General features: G+C 61.6%; 22 protein-coding genes. 11 read left to right on the top strand and 11 right to left on the bottom strand.

The window, feature by feature from the left end; all coding sequences use genetic code 11:
• Window positions 1–240: 240 nt before the first annotated feature.
• The 7 genes from ACCD02_RS28590 (at window position 241) to ACCD02_RS28560 (ending at window position 8312) form a co-directional block, all read left to right on the top strand.
• Entirely contained in the window at window positions 241–1590 is a 1350-nt protein-coding gene (locus ACCD02_RS28590; protein WP_413309340.1) for an MFS transporter, read from the top strand.
• 39 nt (window positions 1591–1629) lie between these two features.
• Window positions 1630–2979, top strand: coding sequence for a glucarate dehydratase (gudD, locus tag ACCD02_RS28585; RefSeq protein WP_413309338.1), 1350 nt, complete (start codon window positions 1630–1632; stop codon window positions 2977–2979).
• Window positions 2980–3285: 306 nt separating this feature from the next.
• On the top strand, window positions 3286–3939 hold the full coding sequence (locus ACCD02_RS28580) for a DUF1345 domain-containing protein (protein ID WP_413309337.1): 654 nt from the start codon (window positions 3286–3288) through the stop codon (window positions 3937–3939).
• A gap of 141 nt (window positions 3940–4080) precedes the next feature.
• On the top strand, window positions 4081–5046 hold the full coding sequence (locus ACCD02_RS28575; RefSeq protein ID WP_413309335.1) for a D-2-hydroxyacid dehydrogenase family protein: 966 nt from the start codon (window positions 4081–4083) through the stop codon (window positions 5044–5046).
• 226 nt (window positions 5047–5272) lie between these two features.
• On the top strand, window positions 5273–6184 hold the full coding sequence (locus ACCD02_RS28570) for a formate/nitrite transporter family protein (protein WP_413309333.1): 912 nt from the start codon (window positions 5273–5275) through the stop codon (window positions 6182–6184).
• A 75-nt stretch (window positions 6185–6259) separates the two neighbouring features.
• Window positions 6260–6943, top strand: a complete 684-nt coding sequence (locus tag ACCD02_RS28565; protein WP_259109234.1) for a response regulator transcription factor — start codon at window positions 6260–6262, stop codon at window positions 6941–6943.
• Window positions 6921–8312, top strand: coding sequence for a sensor histidine kinase (locus ACCD02_RS28560; RefSeq protein WP_413309331.1), 1392 nt, complete (start codon window positions 6921–6923; stop codon window positions 8310–8312). The genes ACCD02_RS28565 and ACCD02_RS28560 overlap by 23 nt, the downstream gene beginning before the upstream one ends.
• A 184-nt stretch (window positions 8313–8496) precedes the next feature.
• Here ACCD02_RS28560 and ACCD02_RS28555 read toward each other — a convergent pair whose 3' ends face one another.
• Window positions 8497–8907: a hypothetical protein gene (locus ACCD02_RS28555; RefSeq protein ID WP_413309329.1), complete on the bottom strand. Its 411-nt coding sequence runs from the start codon at window positions 8905–8907 to the stop codon at window positions 8497–8499.
• Window positions 8908–9130: 223 nt separating this feature from the next.
• Between ACCD02_RS28555 and ACCD02_RS28550 the strand changes: the two genes are divergently transcribed.
• Genes ACCD02_RS28550 through ACCD02_RS28540 form a run of 3 tightly spaced genes read left to right on the top strand, consistent with a single transcriptional unit; the run spans window position 9131 to window position 14901 of the window.
• Window positions 9131–12352 (top strand): efflux RND transporter permease subunit, encoded by a 3222-nt coding sequence (locus ACCD02_RS28550; protein WP_413309327.1) that lies wholly within the window; start codon window positions 9131–9133, stop codon window positions 12350–12352.
• Window positions 12342–13508 (top strand): efflux RND transporter periplasmic adaptor subunit, encoded by a 1167-nt coding sequence (locus ACCD02_RS28545; RefSeq protein WP_413309325.1) that lies wholly within the window; start codon window positions 12342–12344, stop codon window positions 13506–13508. Before ACCD02_RS28550 ends, ACCD02_RS28545 begins: the two co-directional genes overlap by 11 nt.
• On the top strand, window positions 13492–14901 hold the full coding sequence (locus ACCD02_RS28540; RefSeq protein WP_413309323.1) for an efflux transporter outer membrane subunit: 1410 nt from the start codon (window positions 13492–13494) through the stop codon (window positions 14899–14901). Before ACCD02_RS28545 ends, ACCD02_RS28540 begins: the two co-directional genes overlap by 17 nt.
• A 39-nt stretch (window positions 14902–14940) precedes the next feature.
• On the opposite strand, the gene ACCD02_RS28535 is transcribed toward ACCD02_RS28540, so the two are convergent.
• From ACCD02_RS28535 to ACCD02_RS28490, 10 genes are all read right to left on the bottom strand, one after another.
• A complete protein-coding gene (locus ACCD02_RS28535) occupies window positions 14941–15771 on the bottom strand; it encodes an amidohydrolase family protein (protein WP_413309321.1) in 831 nt (276 codons plus the stop codon).
• 60 nt (window positions 15772–15831) lie between these two features.
• A complete protein-coding gene (locus ACCD02_RS28530; protein WP_413309319.1) occupies window positions 15832–17112 on the bottom strand; it encodes an MFS transporter in 1281 nt (426 codons plus the stop codon).
• Between the two features lie 39 nt (window positions 17113–17151).
• Window positions 17152–17883, bottom strand: a complete 732-nt coding sequence (locus ACCD02_RS28525) for a GntR family transcriptional regulator (RefSeq protein ID WP_413309317.1) — start codon at window positions 17881–17883, stop codon at window positions 17152–17154.
• A gap of 315 nt (window positions 17884–18198) precedes the next feature.
• Window positions 18199–19491 carry an MSMEG_0569 family flavin-dependent oxidoreductase gene (locus ACCD02_RS28520; RefSeq protein ID WP_413309315.1) on the bottom strand — a complete coding sequence of 431 codons (1293 nt, stop codon included), beginning with the start codon at window positions 19489–19491 and terminating at the stop codon, window positions 18199–18201.
• A gap of 139 nt (window positions 19492–19630) precedes the next feature.
• A complete protein-coding gene (locus ACCD02_RS28515; protein ID WP_413309314.1) occupies window positions 19631–19951 on the bottom strand; it encodes an MSMEG_0570 family nitrogen starvation response protein in 321 nt (106 codons plus the stop codon).
• Window position 19952: 1 nt separating this feature from the next.
• The gene (locus ACCD02_RS28510) at window positions 19953–20978 is read right to left on the bottom strand and encodes a sll0787 family AIR synthase-like protein (RefSeq protein WP_413309312.1); all 1026 of its coding nucleotides are present in this window, start codon (window positions 20976–20978) and stop codon (window positions 19953–19955) included.
• A complete protein-coding gene (locus ACCD02_RS28505) occupies window positions 20971–21531 on the bottom strand; it encodes an MSMEG_0567/Sll0786 family nitrogen starvation N-acetyltransferase (protein ID WP_413309310.1) in 561 nt (186 codons plus the stop codon). Before ACCD02_RS28505 ends, ACCD02_RS28510 begins: the two co-directional genes overlap by 8 nt.
• 17 nt (window positions 21532–21548) lie before the next feature.
• Window positions 21549–22631, bottom strand: a complete 1083-nt coding sequence (locus ACCD02_RS28500; RefSeq protein ID WP_413309308.1) for an MSMEG_0568 family radical SAM protein — start codon at window positions 22629–22631, stop codon at window positions 21549–21551.
• Window positions 22618–23589 (bottom strand): Nit6803 family nitrilase, encoded by a 972-nt coding sequence (locus ACCD02_RS28495; protein WP_413309306.1) that lies wholly within the window; start codon window positions 23587–23589, stop codon window positions 22618–22620. Before ACCD02_RS28495 ends, ACCD02_RS28500 begins: the two co-directional genes overlap by 14 nt.
• Window positions 23590–23723: 134 nt before the next feature.
• On the bottom strand, window positions 23724–24206 hold the full coding sequence (locus tag ACCD02_RS28490) for an MSMEG_0572/Sll0783 family nitrogen starvation response protein (protein ID WP_259109252.1): 483 nt from the start codon (window positions 24204–24206) through the stop codon (window positions 23724–23726).
• A gap of 219 nt (window positions 24207–24425) precedes the next feature.
• Here ACCD02_RS28490 and ACCD02_RS28485 point away from each other — a divergent pair, with 219 nt between their 5' ends.
• Entirely contained in the window at window positions 24426–26324 is a 1899-nt protein-coding gene (locus tag ACCD02_RS28485) for a sigma 54-interacting transcriptional regulator (RefSeq protein ID WP_413309303.1), read from the top strand.
• The last annotated feature ends 74 nt before the right edge of the window (window positions 26325–26398 follow it).

The raw sequence follows: 26398 nt of genomic DNA, 5'->3' as shown, positions 1-26398 counted from the left end.
GAAAGCGATGATGAAATATCCACATACATCTAATCTATCGGCTAAAACCGGATAAATGCCGATATTAACACGTAACTTCCGGGAAAATATCGAAATTCCCTCCGCTCAAAAAACCAATGGCACGTTAGAAAAGAAGAATGTCAGCCTATTGCGTCGGGATTTATTACTTGTATGATGACGAACAACATCAGGGGCTAACACACCCCCGCCCCGCATAAAAATAACGAGTGGGACATCACAATGAAGACATCCAATCCCGGGATGAACGCTGCTGACGATTCGGTGCTGCAATCTGCCGTTTCCAAGGTCAAGCGCCATATCCTGCCGCTGTTCGTGATCATGTTTATCGTCAACTACATCGACCGGGTGAACATCGGCTTCGTGCGTTCGCACATGGAGCACGACCTGGGTATCGGTGCAGCCGCCTACGGCTTCGGTGCCGGGCTGTTTTTCCTGAGCTACGCGCTGTTCGAAGTCCCTTCCAATATCCTCATGCAGAAAGTCGGCGCCCGTCTGTGGCTGACCCGCATCATGTTCACCTGGGGCCTGGTCGCGGCCGGCATGGCCTTTATCCAGACGGAAACCCACTTCTATATCCTGCGTTTCCTGCTGGGCATTGCCGAAGCCGGCTTTTTCCCCGGAGTGATTTACTACTTCACCCGCTGGCTGCCCGGCGTCGAACGCGGCAAGGCCGTGGCGATCTTCCTCAGTGGTTCGGCCCTGGCCTCGCTGATCTCCGGCCCGTTGTCCGGGCTGCTGCTGCAAATCAACGGCCTGGGCCTCAAGGGCTGGCAGTGGATGTACTTGATTGAAGGCCTGTTCTCGGTGGGCCTGTGTGTATTCGTGTGGTTCTGGCTCGACTCGCGTCCGGCTGATGCCAAATGGCTGAGCAAGGAAGAGCAACAGGCCTTGACCCTGGCCATTGACGACGAGCAAAAAGCCCGCGAAGCCGCGACCCCGGTCAAGCCGTCGATTCTCACGCTGCTCAAGGACAAGCAGATCCTGCTGTTCTGCCTGCTCTACTTCTTTATTCAACTGACCATCTATGCGGCGACCTTCTGGCTGCCGAGCATCATCAAGAAAATGGGCGACCTCAGCGAAATGCAGGTGGGCCTGTTCAACTCGATCCCCTGGTTGCTGTCGATCATCGGCATGTACGCCTTCGCCTCGTTCTCGGCAAAATGGAAAAACCAGCAGGCCTGGGCAGCCACTGCCCTGTTGATCGCTGCCGCCGGGATGTTCATGTCCACCATCGGCAGCCCGATCTTCGCCTTCGTTGCCATCTGCTTCGCGGCCCTGGGCTTCAAATCGGCCTCATCATTGTTCTGGCCGATTCCCCAGGCCTACCTGGATGCGCGCATCGCGGCCGGGGTCATCGCCCTGATCAACTCGGTGGGCAACCTGGGCGGCTTCGTCTCCCCGGCCACCTTTGGCTTTCTCGAAGAACACACCGGCTCAATCCAGGGCGGTCTGTATGGCCTGACCGCGACTTCGATTGTCGCCGCAATCCTGGTTTTTGCCGCGCGCAACGTGCCCAAGGGCAGCCCGACACCGGCCACAGTGATCAAACCGGCCACCAGCCACACCTGAACCTCTCTTCAAAGCGACTCGTTTTTACAGGATTCCGTTATGAACACGCTCAATACCCAGATCAGCAAAGCTCCGGTCATCACCAGCCTGCAAGTGGTACCGGTGGCCGGCCATGACGACATGCTGCTCAATCTCAGCGGCGCCCACGGCCCCTACTTCACCCGCAATATCGTGATCATCAAGGACAACGCCGGGAACACCGGGGTCGGCGAAGTACCGGGCGGCGAGCGCATTCGCCAGACCCTGGAAGACGCCCGCCCGTTGCTGGTCGGCCAGACCCTGGGCAACTATCAGAAGATCCTCAACAGCGTGCGCCAGGCCTTCGCCGAGCGCGACGCCGGTGGCCGTGGTCTGCAAACCTTCGACCTGCGCATCACCATCCATGCCGTCACCGCCCTGGAAGCGGCCCTGCTCGACCTGCTCGGCCAGCATCTGGACGTGCCGGTTGCCGCCCTGCTAGGCGAAGGCCAGCAGCGTGATGAAGTGAAGATGCTCGGCTATCTGTTCTACGTCGGCGACCAGAAGAAAACCAATCTGGCCTATCGCACTGAAACCGATGCCGAGAATGACTGGTTCCGCGTGCGCCACGAAGAAGCCCTGACTCCGCAAGCCGTGGTGCGCCTGGCCGAAGCGGCGTATGCCCAATACGGCTTCCAGGACTTCAAGCTCAAAGGCGGCGTGCTTAGCGGCGACGCGGAAATCGAAGCGGTCACGGCTCTGGCGGAGCGCTTCCCCGATGCCCGTATCACCCTCGACCCCAACGGCGCCTGGTCGCTGAAGGAAGCTATCCGTCTGTGCCGCGATCAACACCATGTACTGGCCTACGCCGAAGATCCTTGCGGTGCCGAGAACGGCTATTCAGGGCGTGAAGTCATGGCCGAGTTCCGCCGTGCAACGGGCCTCAAGACCGCGACCAACATGATCGCCACCGACTGGCGCGAGATGGGCCACGCCATTCAGTTGCAGTCGGTGGACATCCCCCTGGCCGACCCGCACTTCTGGACCATGCAGGGTTCGGTACGCGTCGCCCAGATGTGCAACGAATGGGGCCTGACCTGGGGTTCCCATTCCAATAACCACTTCGATATTTCCCTGGCCATGTTCACCCACGTTGCCGCCGCAGCGCCGGGCGATATCACCGCCATCGACACCCACTGGATCTGGCAGGACGGCCAACGCCTGACCAAGGCCCCGCTGCAAATCGTCGGCGGCTGCGTGCAGGTGCCGAAAAAAGCTGGCCTGGGCATCGAACTGGATATGGATCAGGTGGCCAAGGCCCACGAACTGTACAAAGGCATGGGTCTGGGCGCCCGTGACGACAGCGTCGCCATGCAGTTCCTGATCCCGGACTGGAAGTTCAACAACAAGCAGCCTTGCCTGGTGCGTTGAGCCGCTCGTTAAACAAAGAAATGCAGCGAAGCTTTGACGCTGCACCAGTGGGAGCGAATTCATTCGCGAAGAGGCCGCTACATCCGATAGATATTCGTCGCTCGGAATGCCGCTTTCGCGAATGAATTCGCTCCCACAATTCGCCCCACAGCGCTCAATGCCGTTTCTGTCGACATTAATATCACCCGATTTGAAACAAAGTAGACATTTGCCACCCCTGGCACCCGGCACGCAACCCCCTTGCGTGCCGTTTTTCTATCGACGGCATGCTAAGGTTCGCCCCAACTTCCCCTGCGATGCCTGCCCATGTCCGCGCTTTCCCGTACCCACCCACGCCTGACCATCGCCGCCCTGGTGGGCCTGGCCTGCGGCGCTGCCTCGGTCTATGTCGCTCCGTCCCTGAGCCTTATCAGTCATTGCCTGATTGGCTGGAACATTGGCGTCTGGCTGTACTTGCTGCTGATCCTGATCCGTACCTTCCGCACCAATGCCGACGATGCCCGACGCATCTCCATGGTCGAAGACGAGAATGCCGGGTTAGTACTGGTCACCGTCTGTATCGCCGCCCTGGCCAGCCTCGCTGCGATTATTCTGGAACTCACCGGCAGCCAGGGCCTGGCCAATAACGAGAAGGCCCTGCGCTATGGCTTCACCGGTTTGACCATCATCGGCTCGTGGCTGTTGATAGGCGTGGTATTCAGCCTGCATTACGCAAGGCTCTATTACACCTGGTCAGGCAAGGACCCGGCCCTGCGTTTTGCCGATGGCGAGCGCAACCCGGATTACTGGGATTTCCTGTACTTCTCCTTCACCTTGAGCGTGGCGGTGCAGACGTCCGACGTCGGCGTTGCGACCCGGGTCCTGCGCAAGGTGGTGCTGGCGCAGTCGCTGATCGGATTTTTGTTCAATACGGCGATTCTGGGGTTTTCGATCAATATTGCGGCGGGGTTGTTTGGCTGACTTTTGATAAGTGCGACGCTCTCTGCTCGTCAAAAAAACCGCATTACAAGCGCAGATATCCAGCTACTCATGACTCGCTGAAAACTGCTATAACGCCCATCCAATAACTCCAATTCTTGGCCTTAGCGAGGCATATCCGAAATGACGCAACCTGCCCTTCTGCGAATTGCCGTGCTCGATGACTGGCAATCCATCGCCAGCGGCGTACTGGACTGGTCAGTCCTCGACAGCGTGGGTGAAGTCAGCTTTCTCCATGAATACCCTGCCGACACCGCGACCATGGTCGAGCGGCTGGCCTCGTTCGACGTGATCTGCATCATGCGCGAACGCACGCCGTTCAACGAAGCCCTGCTCTCGCAACTGCCGAACCTCAAGCTACTGGTCACCGGCGGCATGCGCAACGCCGCCATCGACGTCGCTGCAGCCCGACGCCACGGTATCGAAGTCTGCGGCACGGAAAGCTACAAGCACGCTGCTCCCGAGCTTACCTGGGCGCTGATCATGGGCATCACCCGTAATCTGGTCAGCGAAGCCAACTCCCTGCGCGCGGGCAACTGGCAGATCGGCATCGGCAGCGACCTGCACGGCAAGACCCTTGGCATCCTCGGGCTGGGCAGCATCGGCAAGTGGATTGCCCGCTACGGCCAGGCCTTCGGCATGAAGGTCATCGCCTGGAGCCAGAACCTCACCGCCGAAGCCGCCGCCGAAGTCGGCGTGACCCGGGTCAGCAAGCAGGAACTGTTCGAACAGGCCGATATCCTCTCCGTGCACTTGGTCCTCAGTGATCGCAGCCGCGGCCTGGTCGACGCAGAGGCATTGGGCTGGATGAAACCCAGCGCCTACCTGATCAACTCCTCCCGCGGCCCCATCGTCAATGAAACCGCCCTGATCGACACCCTGCGCCACAAGCGCATCGCCGGAGCGGCCCTGGATGTCTTCGATATCGAGCCTCTGCCCGCCGATCACCCGTACCGCAGCCTCGACAACGTGCTGGCCACGCCTCATATCGGCTACGTCACGCAGAACAACTACCACATGTTCTACAGCCAGATAATCGAGGACATCCAGGCCTGGCATGCGGGCAAACCGATTCGCGTGTTTGCCTGATTGCCCCATCCCTTGCGGTAAACGCTAACCCTGTAGGAGCCGGCTTGCTGGCGATGGCATCAGGTCAGTCAATGACGATGTTGCCTGTGACAAAGCCATCGCCAGCAAGCCGGCTCCTACCCCCTCATTTCAAAGGTTATTTCTGGGTTACCCCCTTTCGGCGAACGACGGGCGAGCGATTGTGTCTCAAAGCAACGCCCCTGCTCATCACGCCAAGGAAGTCCCCATGACCACCGAAAACGACGGCAAGACCCCGGGTCTGTCTCCTGAAGAAGAACGCGAGATCGACAAGAATCAGCCGCCCCGCGCCGCCGTGCTGCACGAGACCATTCGGGCCCAGGGCGATCAGGAGCTGGAGCGCAGTGTCGCTGCACTGTTCTGGTCGGCCCTGGCCGCCGGGTTGACCATGGGCCTGTCGCTGATGGGCATGGGGCTGTTCAATGCGCGATTGCCGGACGGCGAAGCCAGCAAGGTGATTGCCAGCCTCGGCTATTGTGCCGGCTTTCTCGCGGTGATCCTGGCCCGTCAGCAGTTGTTCACCGAGAACACTCTGACCGCCGTACTGCCCATCATGACCAAACCTACCGTCAAGAACTTCGGCCGTTTGCTCAGGCTTTGGAGCGTGGTGCTGGTGGGCAATCTGATGGGCACCTTGCTGGTGGCCTATGTGATGCTGCATCTGCCGATTTTCGACAGCAAGACCGACGCCGCCTTTCTCGAAATCGGCCGCAAGGTCATGGAAAACGACGTCGGCCAGATGTTCGCCAAGGGTATCGTCTCCGGCTGGATGATCGCGACCATGGTGTGGATGATTGCGTCGATGGAGGGCGGCAAGATCTGGATCATTGTACTGATCACCTACTTGATGGCACTTGGCGACTTCACCCATATTGTCGTCGGCACTGCCGAAGTTTCCTACCTGGTATTCGCCGGTGAGCTACCGTGGAAAGACTTCATCAATGTTTTCGCCGGGCCGACCCTGGCCGGCAATATCATCGGCGGCAGTTTTATCTTCGCCCTGATCAGTCACGCCCAGATCCGCAGCGAACGCGACCGCACCACCCGCGAAGAGCAACGTCAGCAAGCCATGCGCCAGCGACGTTTGGACGAAAAGGCCGAGAGCAAAGACGAGACATAAATTTTTATTTAGAAAGCCCCTGCGTTTTTAGGGGCAAAATGCAGCCTTCAGCCTTAATTGATAGCGACAGGCCACATGACTCGAATTCTGACTATCGAAGACGATGCCGTCACCGCAAATGAAATTGTTGCCGAACTCAGCAGCCACGGCCTCGACGTGGACTGGGTAGACAACGGCCGCGAAGGCCTGGTGCGGGCGGTCAGCGGCGACTACGACTTGATCACCCTGGACCGCATGCTGCCGGAGGTCGATGGCCTGGCCATCGTCACCACCATCCGCGCCCTGGGGATCTCTACACCCATCCTGATGATCAGCGCCCTCTCCGATGTCGACGAGCGGGTGCGCGGCCTGCGTGCCGGTGGCGACGACTATCTGTCCAAACCGTTCGCCTCCGACGAAATGGCCGCCCGGGTCGAAGTGCTGCTGCGCCGCCGTAACCCGGTGACTGCTGCCGAAACCGTGCTGCGCGTCGCCGACCTGGAGCTGAATCTGATCAGCCGCGAGGCCAGTCGTGGCGAGCAGCCGTTGTCGCTGCTGCCCACCGAGTACAAGCTGCTGGAATTCCTGATGCGCAACAGCGGGCAGATCATCACCCGCATGATGATTTTCGAGGAAGTCTGGGGCTATCACTTCGACCCCGGCACCAACCTGATCGATGTGCATATCGGTCGGCTGCGCAAGAAGATCGACCCGCCCGGCATGACCCCGCTGATCCGAACCGTGCGAGGCTCCGGTTATGTCATTGCCGAACCCGTCTAACGGTTGGCGCTCTTCCAGCAGTCGTCTGCTGGCCCTGTACAGTTTTCTGTTCGTCGCCTGGAGCGGCATCCTGCTGGGCTTCCTGTACTGGGAAGTCACCAGTTACCTGGATAACCTGGCGCGCCACTCGTTGATGCAGCGTCAGCAGTTGTTTTCCCGCTTTGAAGGCGAGCAACTGGTCGAGGCCCTGACCACCAGCGTGACCTACGACATCCGCACCGTGGACGCCTACGGCCTGTTCGATATGGACAAGCTGCCGATCAACGGGCCGATCCACCGCATTCCCCGGCATCTGCCCCTGGACGGGCAGATTCACGAGCTGAAAAACTGCACCGACTCCAACGACCCCGACCTGCCCCGCGACAGCTGCGATGCCGTCGCCATGCAGACCCGTGATGGCCGCTGGCTGGTGCTGGTACGGGACAACGGTTCGCTGTTCGCGGTCGCCACGCTGATCCTGCATGCACTGTTCTGGGGGATTTCCCTGACAATCATTCCCGGCGTAGCGGGCTGGCATCTGCTGCGTCGCCGTCCCCTGCAGCGCATCCGCGGCATCCAGGCCAGCGCCGAGGCGATCATTGCCGGTGATCTGGCGCGGCGCCTGCCGGTGTCCAACCGCCGTGACGAACTGGACATGCTGGCGGTGATCGTCAACGCCATGCTCGACCGTATCGAGAAGCTGATGAACGAGGTCAAGGGCGTCTGCGACAACATCGCCCACGACCTGCGCACACCCCTGACCCGCCTGCGCGCCCAGCTCTATCGTATCCAGCAGCAATCACCGGAAGACTCGACCCAGGGCGAGCAAATGGCCCAGGTCATTGCCGATGCCGATACCCTGATGGCGCGCTTCCGCGGCCTGTTGCGCATCTCTGAGCTTGAGGACCACCAGCGTCGCTCGGCCTTCGTCGAACTCGATCCCAAGCCGCTGTTGCTGGAGCTGTACGACTTCTACCTGCCCCTGGCCGAAGAAGGGCATGTGTCGCTGCATCTGGAGCTCGGCGAAAACTTGCCACCGGTGACCGGCGACCGCGCCCTGTTGTTCGAAGCCCTGGCCAACCTGATGAGCAACTCAATCAAGTTCACCCCGGCCGGAGGCAGCGTACTGGTGATTGCCCGCGCCGAACTCGACAGCACCGTGATCGAAGTCCGCGACTCCGGCCCCGGCATTCCTCAAGCCGAACGCGAAGCGGTGTTCAAACGTTTTTACCGCAGCGAGAGCGGCACCCAGTCCAGCGGCTTCGGCCTGGGCCTGTCCATAGTCGCCGCCATCGTCAATCTGCACGGCTTCCGCTTGCGCATCGACAACAGTCCATCGGGCGGCGCGAGCCTGGTGCTGGAGTGCAGGCAGATGACGGATCTGGGTTAAGCCACCTCAACGATCAATGAATGCGTTTGTCATCGTGGGACCGGCTTCAGCCGGGAAGGCGATGTCATGGGCTATACAACTTTATCGGTCTCTTGTTTGGCCGGCGATAGCGTGAGGTGCACAAAAAAAGCCCATGGCAGCAGCCATGGGCTCAACGAAGACCGTTGAAGGGAGCGTTCTTTACTCAGCCAGGCATGCAATCGAAATCATGGCTGCGGCCCAGTAGTTTGCCGGTGCTGTCTTCCAGTACGGCGCTGTAATCCTCGCCAAGGCTGCTCTCCACTACCTTGTAACGGCTGCCGGCCTTGAACTGGTTGAAGTTGATATGGGTGGTGCAACGTTCCTGATTGTTGTCGCCATCGGGTTCAATGATCAGGCTCAGATCCAGACGGTGGGTGCCGGGAGTGACATCGAAGTAGCGGCCGTCATTGAGGCGCTTGCCATCCAGGTCTTCGGCCATCAGCACCGCTGATGGTTCTTCCTTCAAGCCGATCCAGGCTTCATTGGGGTCGGCCTTGGGCATCGGCCCCGCACAGGCCGACAACAGCCCCACCAGGCCCAGCATGGGTAGCAACAGCAATGATTTGGACGACATGTGAATAACCTCGGCAGTAGAAAATGCTCTTCCCTTATGCCCCGGAGCTTGAAGCGTCAGGGCTTTCGATGGGGTCAGCTTGGCGAGGGGATAGATGAAGCTCAAATGAATACCCGATGAAAGCTCCTTGCTGCCTCAGGTAAATCTTTGTTCATACGTTTGAAAGCCGCCTGTTAAGTCCGCACGCCAAGACTGCCGTGATTCCAAAGCGGAGGTTCCTGGCATGCTCGGGCTGGTAAAGACTGCACTGCTCAAGCCCTACACGTTTATCGTGTTGGCGATTTTCATCTGTATCGTCGGACCGTTGGCGGCCCTGAAAACCCCTACTGATGTGTTTCCCGATATCGGCATTCCAGTGATCGCCGTAGTCTGGCAATACAACGGACTGTCACCTGATGCCATGGCTGGTCGGGTGATTTACACCTACGAGCGCTCACTGAGCACCACGGTCAACGATATCGAGCACCTGGAATCGCAATCGCTGCCGGGGATGGGCATCGTCAAGATCTTCTTTCAGCCGGGGGTGGATATCCGCACCGCCAATGCTCAGGTCACGGCGGTGTCCCAGACCGTACTCAAGCAGATGCCACCCGGCATCACCCCGCCGCTGATCCTCAACTACAGCGCCTCCACCGTGCCGATCCTGCAAATGGCCTTTTCCAGTCCGACGCTGTCGGAAGCGCGGATTCGTGACCTGGTACAGAATAATGTGCGCCTGCCCCTGACCGCTGTGCCCGGCATCGCCCTGCCTACCCCCATGGGCGGCCGGCAGCGGCAGATCACCCTGGATCTCGATCCCCAGGCCCTGGCCGCCAAGGGCTTGTCGGCACAGGACGTCGGCAACGCTCTGGCCGCACAGAACCAGATCATTCCAGTGGGTACGGCGAAGATGGGCAGCGACGAATACACCGTTCTGCTCAATAACAGCCCCAAGGCCATCGATGAACTCAACCAGTTGCCGATCAAGACCGTCGACGGCGCCCTGATCACCATCGGCCAGGTGGCCCATGTGCGCGACGGCTCGCCACCCCAAACCAACGTGGTGCGGGTCGACGGCCGCCGCGCCGTGCTGATGCCGGCCCTGAAGAACGGCAATATCTCGACCCTGTCCATCGTCGACGGCGTGCGCAAGATGCTGCCACTGATCAACGAAACCCTGCCGCCGGAAATGAAAACCTCGTTGCTGGGCGACGCCTCGGTGTTCGTCAAGGAGTCGGTGGGCAGTGTCGCCCGCGAGGGCATTATTGCCGCCCTGTTGACCAGTCTGATGATCCTGCTGTTTCTCGGCAGCTGGCGTTCGACCCTGATCATCGCCGCGTCGATTCCCCTGGCGGTGCTCTCGGCCATCGCCCTGCTCGCCCTCAGCGGCCAGACCCTGAACGTCATGACCCTCGGCGGCCTGGCTCTGGCCGTGGGCATTCTGGTGGACGATGCCACGGTGACCATCGAGAACATCAACTGGCACCTGGAGCAAGGCAAGGCGGTCAAGGACGCAATCCTCGACGGCGCCCGGCAGATCGTCGGCCCGGCCTTTGTCTCGCTGTTATGCATCTGCATCGTCTTCGTGCCGATGTTCATGTTGCAGGGCATCGCCGGCTATCTGTTCCGGCCCATGGCCCTGGCGGTGATCTTCGCCATGGCCAGTTCGTTCCTGCTGTCGCGCACGCTGGTGCCGACCCTGGCGATGTTCCTGCTCAAGCCCCATGTGCTGGAACAGGGCGCCGGGCATCACCCCGAAGACCCGGTGATCAATCATCACGAAGGCGATCAGCATGCGCCTGGGCGCAACGCCCTGCTGCGCAGTGCCTTACGTATCCAGCAGGGTTTCGAGCACGGTTTCTCGGCGGTACGCGATGTCTATTACGGCGTGCTGGGCCTGGCCTTGAGGTACTACAAGCGCTTCCTGATCGGCTTCCTCACTTGCGTGCTGGCCAGCTTCGCCCTGCTGCCAAGCCTGGGCCAGGACTTCTTCCCGGCCACCGACGCCGGTGCCCTGGCCCTGCATGTGCGCCTGCCCCTGGGCACCCGTATCGAAGAAAGCGCCGCCGCCTTCGACCGCATCGAGCAGCGCATCCGCGAGGTCATCCCGGCCAACGAACTGGACACCGTGATCGACAATATTGGCATTCCCCTGAGCGGTATCGACATGGCCTATAGCAGCAGCGGCACCATCGGCCCACAGGACGGTGATATCCAGGTCACCCTCAAGGCTGGGCACGCACCCACTGCCGACTACGTCAAGCGCCTGCGCGAAGCCCTGCCGCACAGTTTCCCCGGCAGCCACTTCGCCTTCCTGCCCGCCGATATCAGCAGCCAGATCCTCAACTTCGGCAACCCGGCGCCCCTGGACGTGGAAGTCTCCGGCCCCGACGGCGAAGCCAACCGCGCCTACGCCCTGGAACTGCAACGACGCCTGCAACATGTACCCGGCATCGCTGACCTGCGCATCCAGCAGTCCACCGGTTACCCGTCTCTGCAAGTGAATGTCGATCGCCTGCGCGCCAAGCAACTGGGCATTACCGAACATGACGTCACTACCAGCCTTGGCGCTTCTCTGGCTGGCACTTCGCAAGTCGCGCCGACCTACTGGCTGAATCCGAAGAATGGTGTGTCCTACTCCATTGTCGCCGCCACCCCGCAATACCGCATGGACAACCTGCCGACCCTGGAAGCCTTGCCCATTACCGGCGCCGACGGCCAGTCGCAGATCCTCGGTGGCCTGGCGACCATCCAGCGCGTGGACAGCCCGGCGGTGGTCACTCACTACAACATCCAGCCGACACTGGACCTGTTCGCCAACGTTCAGGGCCGCGACCTCGGCGGCGTGGCCAAGGACGTGCAAAAAGTCATCGACGGCGCCGCAGCCCTGCGGCCGAAAGGCGCGACCATCACCCTGCACGGCCAGATCGACGCCCTGCATGAAGCCTTCAGCGGCCTGAGTTTCGGCCTGCTCGGCGCGGTAGTGCTGATCTATCTGCTGATCGTGGTCAACTTCCAGTCCTGGCTCGATCCGTTCGTGATCATCACCGCCCTGCCCGCAGCATTGGCCGGGATCGTCTGGATGCTGTTCCTGAGCAATACCTCGCTGTCGGTGCCAGCCCTGACCGGAGCGATCCTGTGCATGGGCGTGGCCACGGCCAACTCCATTCTGGTGGTGAGCTTCTGCCGCGAACGGCTGGCCGAACATGGCGATGCCCTAAAGGCGGCCATGGAAGCGGGTTACACGCGTTTCCGCCCGGTGTGCATGACCGCCCTGGCGATGATCCTCGGCATGCTGCCCCTGGCTCTGTCCCAGGAACAGAACGCGCCCCTGGGCCGCGCGGTCATCGGCGGCCTGATCCTCGCCACCACCGCCACCCTGCTGTTCGTGCCCGTGGTCTTCAGCCTGGTGCACCGCCGCTCACCTTCTCGTGCCGTTGTTGGAGAAACGCCTCATGTCGTCTGAACACGCCCCTTCCCGCAAACGCCTGATGCTGGCCGGCATCGGCGGCCTGACCCTGGCCGCCCTGCTGGTGGCCAACGGCCTGGCCGCGCGTACCCGCCATGAACAGTCCGTCACCAACTGGACCGAGGCCCAGGCCGTGCCGGTAGTCAACGTGTTCCAGCCGTCCCACAACGCCCAGGGCAGCACCCTGCAACTGCCCGCCCACCTGGAGGCGTGGAGCAAGGCGCCGATCGATGCCCGGGTCAGCGGCTACCTGAAAGACTGGAACAGTGATATCGGCAGCCAGGTCAGCGCCGGCCAGGTGCTGGCGACCATCGACAGCCCCGAGCTGGATCAGCAACTGGCCCAGACCCGCGCCCATCTGGCGCAACAGACCGCCACCGCAAAACTGGCCGCCACCACCGCTCAACGCTGGCAGAACCTGCTGGCCAATCACTCGGTATCGCAGCAGGAAGTCGACGAAAAACTGGCCAATGCCGCGGCCGCCAAGGCCGATATGCAGGCGGCGGCGGCCGACTATGCGCGACTGACGGATCTGGAAGCCTACAAGACCATCCGCGCGCCCTTCGCCGGCACCATCACCGCTCGCAACACCGATATCGGCCAGTTGATCAAGGCCGACGACGGTGGCGGTACACCGCTGTTCACTATGGCCGACACCCGCCGCATCCGCCTGTATGTGCCGGTGCCACAGAACTACGCCAGCATCATCACCCCAGGCATGCAGGTGCAGTTGACCGTCCCCGAGCACCCCAACCAGCAGTTCAGCGCCCGTCTGCTCGGCGACTCCACGGCTGTGGATCCGCGCTCCGGCACGCTGCTGGCCCAGTTCGTCGCCGACAACCCCGACGGCGCCCTGCTTCCAGGCGACTATGCAGAGGCCACGCTCAAGGTCAGCGCTTCACCCAATGGTGTCAGTATCCCGGCCAGCGCCCTGATCTTCCGCGCCGCAGGCACCCAGGTCGCGGTGCTGGATGATCAGCAGCACGTGCATATGCGCAGCGTCCATATCGGTATGGACCTGGGCGATCGTCTGGTGATCGATCAAGGCCTGGCGCCGAATGATCGGGTAGTGGATAACCCGCCGGACGCCCTGCGCGAGAACGATCCGGTGCAACTGGCCGACGCCGGAGGTGCCCATGCGCCCAAGGCTTGATGTGCTAGCGCTGCTGATCGCCCTGAGCGTGCAAGGCTGCTCCCTGGCGCCTGTCTACCGCAAGCCCGAGGTGGCCCTGCCCACACAGTTCAAGGAAAGCCAGATCGGGTCCTGGCACAGCACTCAGGCCGCCGATCACGTACCTGGCCAGTGGTGGCTGCTGTACCACGAGCCGCACTTGAACGATCTGCAAGAGCGACTGCTCAAGGCCAATCCCGACCTGGCTGCAGCCCTGGCCCACTATGACGCCGCCCAGGCCTACGCCAGCCAGTTGCATGGCGGCCTGTTCCCGCAACTGGGCGCTTCCTTTCAGCCTTTGCGTCAGCGTCAGTCGGATAACCGGCCGTTGCGCGGCACCACCCAGCCTTCGGTATATAACAGCGATACCTTGAGTCTGGGTTTGAGTTTCGACCTCGATCTCTGGGGACGGATTCGCAATCAAGTGGCGGCAGGCGATGCTCAGGCCCAGGCATCCGGCGACGACCTGGCAGTGGCGCGACTGAGCCTGCAACGGCAACTGGCAAGCCTGTATGTGCAGATGCGCGGACTGGACGCCCAAGGCAAGATCCTCAAGGACTCCCTGAACGACTATCAACAGGCGCTGCAACTGACCCGCGACCGCTATCAAGGCAAGATCGCCTCTGAACTGGACCTGAGCAGGGCTCAGAGCCAACTGGCCCAGGCCCAGGCACAACTGGACGATATCCAGGCCCAGCGCGATCTTGGCGAACATGCCATTGCCGAACTGGTGGGTGCTCTGCCCAGCGACTTCACTCTAGCCGTCAATGCGCAGCCGTTAGACCTGCCGGCAATTCCCGTCGCCCTGCCCGGCACCTTGCTGCAACAGCGTCCGGACATCGCCGCCGCCGAACGCCGGGTATTCGCCGCCAATGCCGGGATCGGCGTGGCACGGGCGGCCTGGTATCCCGACTTCAGCCTCAGCGGTCTGCTCGGCGGCCAGACCCAGGGCGCGGGCAACCTGCTGACCGCCGCCAACCGCTTCTGGGCATTAGGGCCGGTGGTCAGCCTGCCGCTGTTGGACGGTGGCCGCCGCAGCGCCGCTGACCGTCAAGCCAGGGCCGAATTCGAAGAAGCCGCTGCCCATTACCACAGCCTGGTACTCAAGGCCGTGCGCGAAGTGGAGGACAACCTTGGCCAGCTAGGCGACCTGCAACGCGAAGCCCAGGACCAACAAGCCGCCGTCGACGCCGCGCAACAGGCCGAACAGATCGCAATGAGCAGCTATCAGGCTGGCGCAGTGAGTTATCTGGATGTGGTCACCGCCCAGACCACCGCGCTGGAAGCCCAGCGACGCTTGCAGGTGGTGCAGAGCAGCCAGTTGCAGGCCAGTGTAGGGTTGCTGGTGGCGTTGGGTGGGGGTTGGAAAGCCTGATGCGTGTGGGGCCGGCCCCACATGATCGGGTTTCTCTGGCTAGAAACCGAATAACTGCACAGGCGAATCGACCAACATCGCCTGGCGCAGGCTCTCGGAACAGCCCAACGCCTGCAACTGGTCCATCACCGTGCCATAACCGACATCCGCTTCATGCTGGGTATGCGGCCAGTCACTGCCCCATACCAGACGCTGCGGACCGAGGCTCTGTTCCAGCAGCGGCAGTAACGAGCAGGCGAATTCGAGGTTCTGTCGGGCCTCTGCGGCCAGCCGGTAAATAGCCGAGACTTTCATCCACAACCGCCCGCTCGAACCCAGGTCAAGCAGCTCGATAAGGCCCGGCTGATTCACACCGAGACGCGCATCCGGGCGGCCGAAATGATCAACCACGATCTTGCAGCCAAACGGCAGCAACGCCCGCACCAGCTGCGGCAGGTCCTCGACCTGACGATGCAGTTCGATATGCCAGTCCAGTTCAGCGATATGGTCGAACAGCACCTGCCACTGGGGCTCGGCGAAGTCCGGCAACGGCTTGCCCATCAGGTTCAGACGGATGCCCGTGACCCCCTGAGTGGCCATGGCCTGCAATTCAGCGCGGCTGATATCCCGGGCCACGACCACTACCCCACGCAACTGCCCGGGCGCCTGAGCCAATGCCGCCAGCAGATAGCTGTTGTCGGTGCCGAGAAAGCTCGGCTGCACCAGCACGCCATGGCTCAGACCGTGTTGGTCCAGGTTGGCCAGGTACAGCGCCAGGGGTGCGTCATAGTCGGGGGTGTAGCGGCGCGAACTGGTCAGTTGCAGGTCGCGACTGAAGACATGGGCGTGGCTATCGATGCCGAGTATCGGCGCGGTACGGGTATGGGGCATGGAACTCGTCTATGTAGAAAAGACGCGGCGCAGGAGCACGCCGCGCAACAAGGGGATCGATCAGGCCTGCTGCGCCTGTGGTGTTTCGGCCGTGGCCGGCACGCTGGTTTCCAGGCTGCGGCCACGGGTTTCCGGCAGCAAGAGCGCAGCCAGTACGGCAACGCCGTAGGCAATCCCCGCGTCGATGCCGATGGCCGAACCCAGGGACATGGACTCGCTCATATGGCCGACCAGGAACGGGAACACCGAGGACAATACGCGGCCGAAGTTGTAGCAGAAGCCGACCCCGGCACCGCGCACGTCGGTGGGGTACAACTCGTTGAAGAAGGCACCCAGGCTGGCCGGAATACCTGCGGCGAAGAAGCCCAGGGGGAAACCGAGGAACAGCATCTGTGTATTGGTCAGCGGCAGGAACACATAACACTGCACGGTGGTCACGCAGCACAGGGCGAACAACAGGATGTTTTTGCGCCGACCGATGCGATCGATCATCAGACCGCTGGCCACGCAACCACACCAGAAGGCAAAAATGATCACCGCCAGATAACCGCCGGAACTCAGCACGGACAGGTTGCGCTCAGTCTTGAGAAAGGTCGGCAGCCAGGTCATCACCGCGTGGTAACCGCCGTGGGCGCCGAGGCCGAGCAAACCGCCAAGCAGGGTCACGCGCAGCAGTTCCGGACGGAAGATACCGGCCAGGGACTTGAAGAAGCTTTGCGGGATGGCCTTTTCTTTCTGCAGGCGCTGGAAGCTGTCCGGTTCCTCGACATTGCGCCGCACCCAGATGATCAGCAGCGAAGGCAGCAGGCCGACCAGGAACATCACGCGCCAGGCCATATCCTGCGGCACAAAGGAATAGATCAGGGTGAATACGCCCACCGCCAGGCCCCAGCCCACGGCCCAGGCGCTCTGTACCGTACCCATGACCTTGCCGCGATACTTCGGCTGGATGGTCTCAGCCATCAATACCGCACCGGCAGCCCACTCACCGCCGATACCAAAGCCTTGCAGCGCCTTGACGATCAGCAGTTGATGGAAGCCCGTGACGAAGGCGGACAGGAAGGTGAACACCGAGAACCAGAGGATCATCCACTGCAGGGTGCGCACACGACCGTAGCGGTCCGACAGCGTACCGCCGACCCAGCCACCCAGGGCCGAAGTCACCAGGGTTACGCCGCTGATCAGGCCCGCGTCACCCTTGCTCAGGGCAAACGCGGCAATCAGGGCGGGGATCGCCAGACCGAACATTTGTACTTCCAGGGCATCCAGCGACCAGCCGCCGAAGCAGGCCCAGAATGTCTTGCGCTCGCGCGCAGTGATTTGGCGATACCAACTGAACATGATTGTTGTCCTTATAAGTGTGGGCAGTGTTGCATGGCGTCAGCGAATTTCGACGCTGTAGCGGAAATGGCTGGCGTGGCCTCGCGAGCGACGCCACTCCAGAGGATGACCAGCGTAATTGCGGGCCAGACGTTCGATCACCACCACCGGGCTGTCGGCCGGAATCTGCAGTAGACGCGCATGCACATCGCTGACTGCTTCGGCGGTGAGGGTTTCTTCGGCGTAGGCGACGACCTGGCCGCAGAGTTCTTCGTAGATGGGGTAAAGCAACGGACCGTGGCGATCCAGCTCGGTCTCCAGCAGCGCCTGGAACTGTACCCGTGGCAGCCAGATTTCCTCGGCCAGCACCGGCTGGGCATCGAGCAGACGCAGGCGCACCATGCGAATCACCGGAGCGTCGGGCATCAGGCCCAGTGCCCGACTAACCGCCGACGGTGCCAGCAGCGGCTCGATGGACAGGATCCGGCTCTCCGGCACCCGACGCTCACCGGCGGCAGTCTGGAAGCGGAAGAAGCGGAATAGCGAAGACTGGAATTGCGGGCGGCGGATAAAGGTGCCACGGCCCTGTTGGCGCTCGAGAATATTCTCGGCCACCAGCATGTCGATGGCCTTGCGCACGGTACCGGTGGACAGGCAGTACTCACTGGAAAGCGCCGCCTCGGTAGGAATCGCCTCCCCCGGGCGCCAGCGGTTATTGGCGATTTGCTCAGCCAACTGGTCACGCAGGCGTTGATAAAGCGGCAGACGGTCGTCACTGGAAAGCTGGTTCATGGTCGAGCTTCACTGTTTTAGTTATATAGTCATCTATATGAATCTTTGCACAGTATTCTCCCGTAAAAAAGTGGCGTCAAGGTGTGAGGTTGATTTTGAAGAGGGGCGCCATTTTTGCAACGCCTGAGGGAGGAACGGTGGAGCAAACTGTGGGAGCGAATTCATTCGCGAAGATGCCGTACATTCGATGGATATTCATCGCCTTAAACGCAGCCTTCGCGAATGAATTCGCTCCCACAATTCGCTCCTACAGAAGTCTCCTCTACAGAGGTTGTTGTCTAATTTTGAAGCCACCAATAAGTTTCGAATCCAGGTCTAACGCCTCGCCACGCGCAACTCATCCCCACCCGAAATCGACTCGGCAATCCGCTCCACCAGATACTCGGCATCCCGGGCAATCCCGGAAAAACGCCCCGAGCCCCAGGTGTACAGCCACGGCAGGCCAAGGAAATACAACCCAGGCTGAGCAGTAATACCGCGCTTGTGGCCCGGATGGCCGCGACCGTTGAATACCGGCGCCTCGACCCAGGTGAAGTCCGGGCTGAAGCCGATGCACCAGATGATGCTGGTGATGCCCGCAGCACTCAGGTCCAGCTCAGTACGCTCCTGCTGCGGCGCCCAGCGCGGGATATAGACCTCCCCTGTCGGCGCTTCAATGCCTTGCTCGGCGATGTATTTGTCGATGGAACTGTTGATGCGGTTATAGACGGCATCTGCACTGTCCAGGCTCCGGGCCAGGTCGGCGCAGAACTGCAGGGTCGCCCCCTGCAAGCCGTCCAGGCGGCCGAACAACTCCATGCCTTCGGCGGCGAACCGGCGCAGGTCGATATCACGTCCGCCGTCACGACCGGTGACGTAATGGTTGGTGTTGTCGCGCACGCCTTCACGCAATGGATGGGCATCGACGCCGATATCGTAGTAACCCATTTGCGCCAACCAATCGACCACATCGCGGCCCCGGTAAAACCGTGCGCAACGGGGCGCATCGCCCACCGCCAGAAACACCTTGCGCCCGGCCAGGTGCAGATCCTCAGCAATCTGCGCGCCGGACTGACCCGAGCCCACCACCAGCACGTTACCTTCGGGCAGGCTCTGCGGATTGCGGTATTGCTCCGAGTGAATCTGCGTAATGCCCGCCGGCAGGCGTTCGGCCAGACGCGGGATGATCGGTGTGTGATAACCGCCCGAAGCAACAATCACCTGATCAGCCGTGAACTCGCCCTTGGTCGTGTGTACGTCATAACCGCCGTGACTGCGCGGCACTACGCGACGTACCGTCACCCCCTCCAGGGCCGGGGCATTGACCTTGGCGACGAATCCGGCCAGGTAGGCGTTGATTTCATCCTTGACCATGAAGCCGTGGGGATCGTTGCCAGGATGCTCGATGCCATAGCGATAACCTGGCAGTGCACACTGCCAGTTCGGCGTGACCAGGCTGAATGCATCCCAGCGCTGATGACGCCAGGCGTGGGTAAGGCTGTGTTTTTCCAGGACCAGATGGTCGATGCCTTGGGCTTGCAGGTAATAACTGGCCGACAACCCGGCCTGGCCGCCGCCGACGATGATTACGCTGTAGTGAGGGGGTTTGACTGAGGTGAGATGTGGCATGGGGGAGTCTCCAAGAAATATCAAGTGAATTCAGTGGGAGCGGATTCATCCGCGAAGAGGCCATTACATCCGCTACATTTGCATTGCCTGAACTACCGTCTTCGCGGATGAATCCGCTCCCACAGGTCTAAGCCAATTACTAAAACGAACTCCACCCGGCCCCGGTAACCCGGCCGCCGCCTTCGGTGCGCATGCTCAACACCGCTACCGGCCCGTCCTGCTGGCGTGAAGCCTGGCCCTTGAGAGAGTTGAGGGTGTCCATGGCCGAACTGCAGTAGAAGCCCTTGACCTGCTTGACCCGTTCCGAGGCGTTGTTCAGGCCGCCTTCGATGCGTTCGAGAAAGTCCGCCAGCGGGTAGCTCGCGCCTTCCTGCAAATGGTCGTAGATCACCGTGGACGGCGAGTAACCGGCCGCTTCCTTGCCATCGGGCCAGCGGATCTTGAAGTTGACTGCGGGCATATCAGTGCTCCTGTGGTTGCACGGAGGAAAGATCGAGTTGCGCATAGCAAAAGCCGGTAAAGGGCCGCTGGCGCAGGTTCCAGAATTGCTCGTGTTGTTCACCGTCACCCACATTCAGCGCAGCACTGTCGGTGACCTGACCGATGCGTTCGCAGCGCAGGCCTTCGAAGGCAAAGGCGGCCTGGACGTTGTCCCAATCGGCGGCGTCCAGGGTCATGAGGAAGCCGTAGCTGGGGAAGACCTGCAGCCAGCGCAGCAGGTCGCCGTCGGCCGGGCAAGGCAGGCTCGCCAGGTCGATTTCGGCGCCGCAGCCGGTGCTTTCCAACAGCATCAGCAGACTGCCCAATACCCCGGCGTTACTGATGTCCTTGGCCGCCTTGAGCAACCCGGCTTCGGCCAGGCGCGGCAGGACTTCGAGCTTGCTGCGCAGGCGCTCGGCAGGTACGCCTTCGAAGGCTTTCCAGTAAGTACTGTCGGCATGCCAGACGCCTTCCAGGTCCACGGCCATGGCAATCACCTGCCCCGGCCTGACGTGCAGACTCGACAACAGGCGGCTGGCAATGCCGGTAATCGCCACGGCCAGGGCGGTCGGGTTGCCCATGGCCTGACTGGTATGGCCCCCCGCCAATAACAATCCGTAGGCGCGGCAGGCCGCCTGAATACCGGCGAGGATCTGCCCGGCGGCGGCCTCGTCGTGATGCCAGTAGGCATTTACTACAGCCGTGGCCCGGCCGCCCATGGCGGTGATATCGCTGACATTGGCCATCACCGCCGACCAGCCGGCAAACCACGGCGCGGCGCTGACGAAGCCGGGCAACATGCCTTCGATGGCCAGCAACTGATAATGCTCGCCGCAGGCAATGGCTGCCGTATCGTCACCGGGCAAGGCGTAGAGCTGCTGCCGGGTCAGGGGCCGCGAGTCATCGGCCAACACCGTGGCCGGTTGTTGAATGGTCTGTTTGGAGCGCATCGCCGGAGTATCGCGCAGGGCCGCCAGCAGTTCGGCAAGAGGCAGAGAATCAGCCATGACGAGCCCCCTTCAGCGGACCCAGCGACACCTGGCGCGGCATGAATGGATAGCTCGCCAGGTCCGCCTGCATCAGGCAATGGGGCTGGCCGAGTAATTCGAGAGGCTCCAGGGTTTGCCAGTGCAGGCTGTGGAAGTACGCCTCGTTGGCCTGCTGCACCGTGGCGCGAAACACCTCGCACCCCAGTTCCTTGGCCCGGGACACCGCCTCATTGACCAAAGCCTTGCCGATCATGCTGTGGCGGCGATAAGCCTGAGCCACGCACAGGCGTCCGCCGAACCACAGCCCCGCTTCGGGCTGATAAATGCGCACGGCACCGACCACTTGATCGGCCATGCCGCAGTTACCCGCCAGGGCGACAATGGCAATGGCCTGAAAGTCGTGGCCGTCCTTGTCCTGGGGCAACAGCTGTTGCTCATCGGAAAATACCGCCCGGCGCAGGGCGTAATAGGCCTGTTTCTCCCACGGCTCGCTGGCGGGCTTGACCACCAGCTCACCCGCGCGAAACGGCTCGAAGGTACTGTCGACAAGGGCATAGGCCAGATTGGGCATGAGCGTGACTCCCGCAATTATTCGTGGCTTTTCAGAGCCGAACAGGCCCCGCACTTGGCGCAACCGGCATTGATCTGCTCCGAGTGCAGGCCGTGACGACGCAGGCTGGCGCCGATCTGCGGATACAGCCGGGCCATCATGGCGCTGTCGGGTTTCGGATGACGGGCCAGGGGCGTACCGTCGATGGGCACGAAGGGCACGACAAAGGGATACACACCCAGGGCGCTGAGGCGCTCGCTCATCTCGACGATGGCCGACTCGCTGTCGCCCAGCCCGGCAAGGATGTAGGTGCTGACCTGCCCCCGGCCAAACACCCCGACCGCCGCCTCGAACGCCTCGAAATAGCGGCTCAGAGGCACCTCGGCCTTGCCCGGCATGATGCGCTGGCGTACTGCGTCGGTGACCGCCTCCAGGTGCATGCCCAGCGAGACCACGCCGCTGTCGCGCAGGCGGCTGAACCAGCGGTCATCATCCGGCGGCTCGCACTGGGCCTGGATCGGCAGATCGACGGCGGCAGTCACGGCAGCTGCCGATTCGCAGAGAATCGCTGCGCCACGGTCCGGGGTCTGCGGGGTGCCGGTGGTCATCACCATATGCTTGACCCCGTCCAGCTCCACCGCCGCCCTGGCCACCTGCGCCAGCTGCTGTGGACGCTTGCGGGCAATGGTCTTGCCCGCCGCCAGGGACTGGCCGATGGCGCAGAACTGGCACGAGGTGCCGCGATCATTGAAGCGGATGCAATGCTGTAAAACGGTCGTAGCGAGCACATCACTGCTGTGCAGCGTGGCGATCTTCCAGTAGGGAATGCCATCTTCGGTCGTCAGGCCGTAGAACTTCGGCACACCGGGCATCTGCACCTGGCCGACCTGCTGGCCCTGGCGGAAAATCAGGGCATGGCTGCCGTCGTCGCTGGGCCTGGCCTGATAGGGCGAATCCTGGGACGCCTGATTGAGGATCGGGATCATCGACGTGCGGTTGCCTACGGTCAGCGCCTTGTGATCGGAAGGTCCGGCACCGCCCTGGCGTGACAGGCCATTCTGCGCGGCGGGCCAGCGCAGGCCGTGGCATTGCAGTTCGGCGAGCAGTTCACTGTTCTGCATGATCAAGCTCCTTGCCTGGGTTGAGAGCGGCAGCGCGTTCATGCACATGGGCGGTGGGCGTGCGGTCGATCAACAGGCTGAGCAGTTCCGGGCGACTGTAATGACCGACTGAATCCATCATGCGTTTGCGCTTGTCGATCAGGGCCAGATCGAGGTCGGCAATCACCACGCCTTCGCCACTGCGCAAGGGTTCGCCGAGGATCTTGCCTTCCGGGGAAATGATCGCGGTGAAACAGCCACCGGAGATCGGCCCCAGCTCGCAGCCGGTGTCCTGTATGATCAGGCCCTGCTGATCGGCATCCAGCCAGGCCGTGGCGTTGACCACGAAGCAACCGCTTTCCAGAGCGTGATGGCGAATGGTGACTTCGATTTGCTCGGCAAAGATGTCGCCGACCAGGGAGCCGGGAAACATCGCCACATGGATCTGCTCGCCATCGGCCATCAGGGCATAGCGTGCCAGGGGGTTGTAATGCTCCCAACAGGCCAGAGAGCCAATGCGCCCGACCGCGCTGTCCACGGCGCGCAGACCGGAACCATCGCCCTGCCCCCAGACCATGCGCTCATGGTAGGTCGGGGTAATCTTGCGCCGATGCTGGATCAGGCTGCCGTCGGCATCGAACAGCAACTGCGCGTTATAAATAGTGCCGCCGTCACGCTCGTTGACGCCGATGCTGGCGACAATCCCCGCCTCGCGACAGGCTTCACCGATCTGCCGGGTGACGTCCGAGGGCACGGTGACGGATTGTTCCAGCAACAACAGGTGTTGCTTGCCCATGGCAAAGGGCGGCTGGACAAAAGAAAAGTAGGGGTAGTACGGCACCACGGTTTCCGGGAATACCGCGAACTGCACTCCTTCGCGACCCAGTTCCAGCAAGGTACGGCACAGCTTGTCGACGGTGGCCTGGCGGGAGTACAGCACCGGGCTGAACTGCACGGCGGCGGCGCGGATGGTAGTCATGGTGGGGTGTCCTGTAGCAAATGCATGGAACCTGTAGGAGCTGCCGAAGGCTGCGAATCGGTTTTGCCTGCCACACCGCTTTCGCAGCCTTCGGCAGCTCCCACAGGGCCTCATTTCAGTTCAAATCGGAGGAATTACGCCGTCCAGGTATCAATAATCAGCGCACCCTCGCGCCGCATCAGCAGGCGCAGGTCCATCACATCCAGAGGGTTGATCGGGCGGATGCCTTCGATCAGGGCTTTTTCGGTCTGGCCGTACAGGGCCTGCAGGGCAAAGCGGCAGGCATAGACTTCACCGCCTTCGGCCATGAACGCCTTGATCTGGTTATTCACCGCCAGATGGCCAGGGAAGGCTTCGGCGCCCAGGGTCGGGAAGCCACGCTGTACGCCCAGCTGCACGCCCGGCCCGTACAGCAGCACTTTGGTTTCGAAGCCTTTGCGCAAAAGGCGCTTGGCCTGGAGCATGTTGACCAGACCGATGGAGCCCTCGAAGGCGATGGTGTGGAAAGTGATCAGGCATTTTTCGCCCGGCTCGGCCTTGACGTCCTCGAAGACCTTTTCTTCGTAATTGACCAGGAAGTCACCGTCTTGATAGTGGGCAATGTCTACGCTTGGCATCGTGTCGCTCTCCGGCTATGGGTGTTTTCGGGTTTACACCGGTACTAGAGCGAAGGCCGTGCCACTCACTGAGATGATTTTTTATAGCCTGTTAACCAACTGATAAATAACGAATTGTTTATCTGATACGGTTTTAAATCACCTCTCTGATGCTTTCACCAAATCACGCATTCCCGTAGAAATACGAATATTCGTAGCGCTGCATCACGAGATTTCGTAATGACCGAGACCGACTCCCTCAGCGGTTGGGCTGACCTGGCTTATTCCTCGCGGCACATGGTGTTCGAACACTGCGCCGAAGCCATCGCCCTGCTCGATCCGTTCGCCGACCGTTTCGGCGATCTGAATATCGCCACCTGCAAGCTGCTCGGCTATCCGCGCCAGGAGTTGTTGAACCTGCCGGTGAGCAAACTGTTCGGTCATCAACTGGCGGACCTGATCGTCTTTACCCAGGCAGTGATGGACAAGGGTCGGGGCTGGAGCGACGACCTCAGTTGCAACTGCAAGACCGGCGAGCGCATCGAACTGGAAATCTCCGCCACCACCTTGCAGGTCCGCGGCAGCCCGCAGTTGATCCTGGTGCTGCGCGAAGCCAGTCGTCAGCAATACCATCAGGACCAGGCCTACACCGAACGGACCATGCGCGGCGGCCTGATCGAATGGCGCAATATCCTCAACCTGTTCCAGGAGTCCGAGCGCGACAATCAATTGCTGCTCAGTTCGGTGGGCGACGGTATCTACGCCATCGACAGCGACGGCCTGGCGACCTTCGTCAACCCGGCCGGGGCGCGCATGCTCGGCTGGGAGGTCAAGGACATGATCGGCAAGAACATCCACCGCATTCATCACCATAGCCACGCCGATGGCAGCCACTACCCGGTGGAGGACTGTCCGATCTATAAGGCGGTGCACGACGGGGTGGTCCACGAAGGCCGCCAGGAAGTGTTCTGGCGCCGCGACGGCAGCAGCTTCCCGGTGGAATTCACCAGTACCCCGGTGATCTCCGATGGCCGCATTGCCGGGGCCGTGGTGGTGTTTCGCGATATCACCGAACGACGCACCACGGAAAACCAGCTGCATGTGGCTTTGGAAGAACTCAAGGTGCTCAAGGAGCGTTTGGAAGAGCAAAACGCCTACCTGCAGGAAGAGATTCATATCGAGCACAACTTCCGCGAGATCGTCGGCCAGAGCGAACCCATCCTGAAGATCATCCGCCAGATCGACGTAGTCGCACCCACCGACGCCAGCGTGCTGATCAATGGCGAATCCGGTACCGGCAAGGAACTGATCGCCCGGGCCATCCACCAGGCCAGTCGCCGCAGCGCCCACCCGCTGATCCGGGTCAACTGCGCGGCGATCCCCACCGAGTTGTTCGAGAGCGAGTTCTTCGGCCATATCCGTGGCGCCTTTACCGGCGCGGTACGGGATCGGGTCGGGCGTTTCGAACTGGCCGACGGCGGTACCCTGTTCCTCGACGAGATCGGCGAAATTCCTCTGGAGCTGCAAAGCAAGCTGCTGCGGGTCTTGCAGGAGGGCCAGTTCGAGCGGGTCGGCGAAGAGCGCACGCGCAAGGTCGATGTGCGCATCATCGCCGCCACCAACCGCGACCTGCGTCAGGAAGTCGGGGCGCGGCATTTCCGCGAGGACCTGTACTTTCGTCTCAACGTATTTCCGATCCAGTCCCCGGCCCTGCGCGACCGGCCCATGGATATCGCGCCGCTGGCCGCGCACTTCCTCAAACAGACCGCCAAGCGCCTGAACATGCCCGGGCGGCGCCTGCGCAACAGCGATATCGAACGCCTGCAGCGTTACTCCTGGCCGGGCAATATCCGCGAACTGCAGAACGTTATTGAACGGGCGTTGATTACTTCAACCGGTGCCGACCTTAACCTTGACCTGCCGGACGAGCCAAAAACAGCCGCCCCCGCCACGGTTTCAACTGAAGAACGCATTCTTACCGACGCGCAACTGCGCGATCTGGAGCGCAGCAATATGCAGGCGGCGCTCAAGGCCTGTGGCGGCAAGCTATTTGGCAAGGGCGGCGCGGCAGAGTTACTGGGGTTGAAGCCGACGACGCTGGCCTCGCGGTTGAAGCGGCTGGATATCGATATCGGCTAACAATGGGGGTCTTGTGGGACCGGCTTCAGCCGGGAAATCGCCTTCCCGGCTGAAGCCGGTCCCACAGGGTTTCA

It is taken from the genome of Pseudomonas sp. Pseusp88 (genome assembly GCF_047303955.1).
In the GTDB taxonomy this organism is placed as follows: domain Bacteria; phylum Pseudomonadota; class Gammaproteobacteria; order Pseudomonadales; family Pseudomonadaceae; genus Aquipseudomonas.
Note: the sequence above shows the minus strand (reverse complement) of the source record. Positions and strands in the feature narration are given on the sequence as shown.